Annotated in this window: 5 protein-coding genes; 4 read left to right on the plus strand and 1 reads right to left on the minus strand. The window is 67.8% G+C overall.

Annotation, left to right across the window (positions count from 1 at the left end; translation table 11 throughout):
- From ACE3TU_RS19315 to ACE3TU_RS19330, 4 genes are all read left to right on the plus strand, one after another.
- Positions 1-787: AAA family ATPase (locus tag ACE3TU_RS19315; RefSeq protein ID WP_374627198.1), on the plus strand; the 787-nt coding region annotated here is incomplete at its 5' end.
- A 179-nt stretch (positions 788-966) separates the two neighbouring features.
- Positions 967-1368 carry a DUF6157 family protein gene (locus ACE3TU_RS19320; RefSeq protein WP_374627200.1) on the plus strand — a complete coding sequence of 134 codons (402 nt, stop codon included), beginning with the start codon at positions 967-969 and terminating at the stop codon, positions 1366-1368.
- Between the two features lie 16 nt (positions 1369-1384).
- On the plus strand, positions 1385-1729 hold the full coding sequence (locus tag ACE3TU_RS19325; RefSeq protein ID WP_374627202.1) for a VOC family protein: 345 nt from the start codon (positions 1385-1387) through the stop codon (positions 1727-1729).
- A 72-nt stretch (positions 1730-1801) separates the two neighbouring features.
- Positions 1802-3286: an MFS transporter gene (locus ACE3TU_RS19330; RefSeq protein ID WP_374627204.1), complete on the plus strand. Its 1485-nt coding sequence runs from the start codon at positions 1802-1804 to the stop codon at positions 3284-3286.
- A gap of 14 nt (positions 3287-3300) precedes the next feature.
- Here the strand turns inward: ACE3TU_RS19330 and ACE3TU_RS19335 are convergent.
- A partial coding sequence (locus ACE3TU_RS19335) for a M23 family metallopeptidase (RefSeq protein WP_374627205.1) occupies positions 3301-4471 on the minus strand: 1171 nt, incomplete at its 5' end.

The raw sequence follows: 4471 nt of genomic DNA on the forward strand, positions 1-4471 counted from the left end.
CGGAGTGGGCAAGACCGAACTGACCAAGGCGCTGGCGCAGTTCCTGTTCGATGACGAGCACGCCATCGTGCGCATGGACATGTCGGAGTTCATGGAGAAGCACTCGGTGGCCCGGCTGATCGGGGCTCCCCCGGGCTATGTCGGCTACGACGAAGGCGGGATGCTGACCGAGGCGGTGCGGCGCCGGCCCTACCAGGTGGTGCTGTTCGACGAGATCGAGAAGGCCCACCCGGACGTGTTCAACGTCCTGCTCCAGGTGCTGGACGACGGGCGGCTGACGGACGGGCAGGGGCGGACGGTGGACTTCCGCAACACCATCATCATCATGACCTCGAACCTGGGCTCGGAATACCTCGTGGGCCTCAAGGACGGGGAAGCGGTGGAACTGGTGCGCGGCAAGGTGCTGGACGTGGTCAAGGCCTCGTTCCGCCCCGAGTTCCTGAACCGGGTCGACGACATCATCGTCTTCCACCGGCTGGAGCGCGGGCACATGGGGGCGATCGTCGATATCCAGCTGGGGCGGCTGCACGGCCTGCTCAGGGAGCGCGACATCACGCTCGAGCTGACCCCGGCGGCGCGCGAGTGGCTGGCCAACGAGGGCTATGATCCGGCCTACGGCGCGCGACCGCTCAAGCGCGTCATCCAGCGCGAGGTGCAGGACCGGCTGGCCGAGGAGATCCTCGCCGGGAGCATCCTCGACGGGCAGGGGGTGATCATTGACGCCGGCGATGCCGGCCTCACCGTCAGGGCGGCGACGTCCGAAGGGCCCCGGGCGCGCGCCGCCTGAGCCCACGATCTGGGCCGGTTGCGCCGACCCTCGGGCTGATCGCTATCTTCGGCAAGTGGCCGGTCGTCACGACGTGACGGCCGGCCGCTGGCGTTGTCCGAGGGGCGGCGAAACCAGCACGCCCGCTTGCATACGTGCCGGCAGCGTTGTAGAACATAACCGGAACATCCGGAGCCGGCATGCACACCACAAACTATCGATCGGCCTTCATTTCGGTATCGCCCGATAGCGCCTGCGAGGTGGCCAGGGTGCCCGACAAGCCGGGCAGCGTGGCCTGGTTGCAGTGGAAGATGGTGAGCGACAGCCCCTACCGGTTCACCAGCGACGACGTCATCTTTGCCGTCCATGCCGAGCGCAACGCGATCGCCGAGGCGGCGCGGCCGGCGGCGCGGGCCGCCTTCTTCTCCCGGGGGCAGCCCTGCCTGAGGTCGTCGCCGCTGGTCAAGACACATGGCTGGGGCGTTCACCATGACGCCGAGGGGCGGGTGGCGCTGGTGCCGGTCGATGCGCCCGGCTATGCCGAATACCTCGAGCGGGACGACCTGACCGTCGTTGCCGGCATGCGCAGCAAGCGCCCCTGAGATCGGGAGTTCCTGAATGGCGACGTTCCTCATCGACTATTTCGAACTGCCCACGGCGTCCACGGCCAGCAGCCGGGAATTCTTCGCCCGGGCCTTCGGCTTTGCGGCCAGGGACTACGGGCCGGGGTACACGGAGATCGTCGGCGCCGGTGTGCTCGGCGGTCTCAACGGCATCGAGGGCGACCGACCGGCGGCGCCGCTGATCGGTATCCGCACCGACGACATCGACGCGGCAGTGCTCGCGGTCACCGGGGCGGGTGGCACGATCACCCGGCCGGTGCACGCGTATCCGGGCGGTCGCCGCTTCATGTTCCGCGAGCCCGGGGGCGCGGAGTTGCTGGTCTACCGCCCCGAGGAGTAGCCTGCCGGGCCGGGGACCGTCGCAGGAGACACGTCCCGTCGGGCCGTCGCATGACAAAAAGGGGTGCCGCGGATGTCGGGCAGTTCAAGCAGCGCCTCCTTCTGTCCGCCGGGCAATCGCCCCTACGTGCTGGTCGCTGCCATCCTCGCGTCCTCGATGGGGTTCATCGACGGCTCCGTGCTGTCCATCGCCACCCCGGCAATCCGCGCCGACCTGGGCGCGAGCCTGGGCGATGCGCAGTGGTTCTCCAATGCCTACCTGCTGTTCCTGTCCTCGCTGCTGCTGATCGGCGGTGCGGCCGGAGACCGATTCGGACTGCGGAATGTCTTCGCACTCGGGATTGCGCTGTTCGTCGCCGCGTCGCTGCTCTGTTCGGTGGCGCCAGGTCCGCTGTTCCTGATCGTCGCCCGCGCCGTGCAGGGGATGGGCGCGGCGCTGATGGTGCCGGGAAGCCTCGCCATCATTGCCAAGGCCTATCCGCGCGACGAACGCGGCAAGGCGATCGGGCTGTGGTCCTCGTTCTCCTCGCTCACCACCATTCTGGGCCCGGTGGTCGGAGGGCTGGTGCTGACTGGCCTCGGCGACTGGAGCTGGCGGCTGGTGTTCGCCATCAACCTGCCGCTCGGCGGCATCGCGCTGGCGCTATTGTATCTCAAGGTGCCGCCCGACAGACCCGAGGCCGACCGGCGTCTCGATCCTCTCGGTGGCACGCTGGTCACCATCGGCCTGCTGCTCGTCGCCTTCGGCCTGACCGGCAGCGATGGTGACGCGGCTCCCATCAGCCATATCCTGACCTATGGCGGCGTCGGCGTGCTGGTGCTCCTGGGGTTCCTGTGGTGGGAGCGACGGGCCAGGGCGCCGATGCTGCCGCTGCAGCACTTCGGCAATGTCGCGTTCTCGGGGGCGCAGGGTCTGACCTTTGCACTCTACTTCGCGCTTGCAGCCGTCACCTTCTTTCTCCCCATGACGATGATCGGCGGCTGGGGCGTCACCGCCGCCGAGGTCTCCATCGCCTTCCTGCCGTTCGGCATCGCGCTCACGATATTGTCGCCCTTCGCCGGGCGGCTTGCCGACCGCGTCGGGCCGGGGCCGATGATCGCGGCCGGCGCCGTGATCGTCGCGATCGCCTTTGCGCTGCTGGGGCTGCTTGCGCCATTGCACAGCGTCTGGCTCGGCGTGCTGCCGGTGATCGTCCTGATGGGCATAGGCATGAGCGCGGTGGTGTCGCCGCTCTCGACCGCGGTCATGACTTCCGTGAGCGATCGCGACACCGGTCTCGCCTCGGGCGTCAACAACGCAGTGGCGCGGGTTGCCGGAATGCTCGCCATCGCGCTGATGGGCGGCGTTGCGGCATTCGTGTTCGAGCGGGCGCTCGGCGGGGTGGCGGAGTTGCCGCTGTTCTTCGGCCTCCTGCCCGATGCGCCCTTGCCGCCCGAGGCCGAAACCATGCGTCTGGCGGCCAATGATGCCGCCTTCGCAGCCATTGCCTACAGCAACGCGGCGCTGGCCCTCATTTCGGCTGGAATTGCGTGGTTCACCCAGAAGCGGACGTTCTGAGCGGACAGCCTCGGTCAGTCGACCGAGGCAACCGTGATCGGTGCGGGTTCGCGCTGCATCAGGTCGCGAACCTGGCTGATGGTCTGCTTGAAGGCGGTGTCGTACTGGGCCGAGAGCGACTTGTCGCGCGGCAGCTTGACACTGAGCGGGTCGACGAAGCGGCCGTTCACCTTGATCTCGAAATGCAGGTGCGGACCGGTCGAATTGCCGGTGGATCCGACATAGCCGATGATCTGGCCCTGGCGCACCTTGGCGCCCGGCTTCATGCCGTCGGCGATGCGGCTCATGTGGCCATAGCCGGTCTCGAAGCCGTTCACGTGCTTGAGCATGACGAACTTGCCATAGCCCGATACCCATTGCGCCTTCTCGACCACGCCATCGCCGGACGCGTAGATCGGCGTGCCGGTCTTGGCGGCGAGATCGACGCCGGTATGCATGCGGCGCGACTTGAAGATGGGGTGGACGCGGTAGCCGAATCGGCTGGCGAGCCGCCCGCCGCCCTGCACCGGGCGCCGGGTCAGGAAGCGCTTGCCGGTCTCGCCGCTCGGGTCGAAGAAGTCGACGGTCCCGTCATTGGTGCGGAAGCGGAACAGTTCGCGGGTGGTGGTGCCCAGCTTGAGGGCGACATAGAGCAGTTCCTGGTGCCCGGCCGCATCCTTCTGGGTCTGCAGGATCTCGATGGAATCGCCGGCCGCGATCTTCTTGGTCAGGTCGATGTCGTAGGCGAACATGGCAACGATGCGCGAGGTCGTGGCGTCGTCGATGTCGTGCTTGCGGGCCGTTTCCCAGATCGAGCGATAGACCGAGGGCAGGTTGTTGACGTTGATCTGCTCGGTATCCTCCTCGGGAAACTCGATCTCGGCCGGTGCGAGGCCCAGCACGTAGTTGCCCCGGTCGGTCAGCGCGGCGGTCGCCGCGTGCTTGATCTCGCCGGTTCGCGGATCGGGGAAGTAGATGCTGAGCCGGTGCGGAATCAGCGTCTCGGACGTCCGCGACGGGCCCATCAGGATGCGCAGGCGCGCGCCCACCGGGACGGTGGTCGAGTTGAGCACGTTGCGCAGCGTCGCGGCAACCATGTCGTAGGTGGTGTCGTCGAAGCCGTTCTTGAGCAGGGTGTCCTTGAGCGGGCCGTCGTCGCGCACCGCCACGACGCGCTCGGACCGTCCGAGGCCCGCCTCCTCCGCA

It is taken from the genome of Devosia sp. (assembly GCF_041917035.1).
Lineage (GTDB): Bacteria > Pseudomonadota > Alphaproteobacteria > Rhizobiales > Devosiaceae > Devosia_A.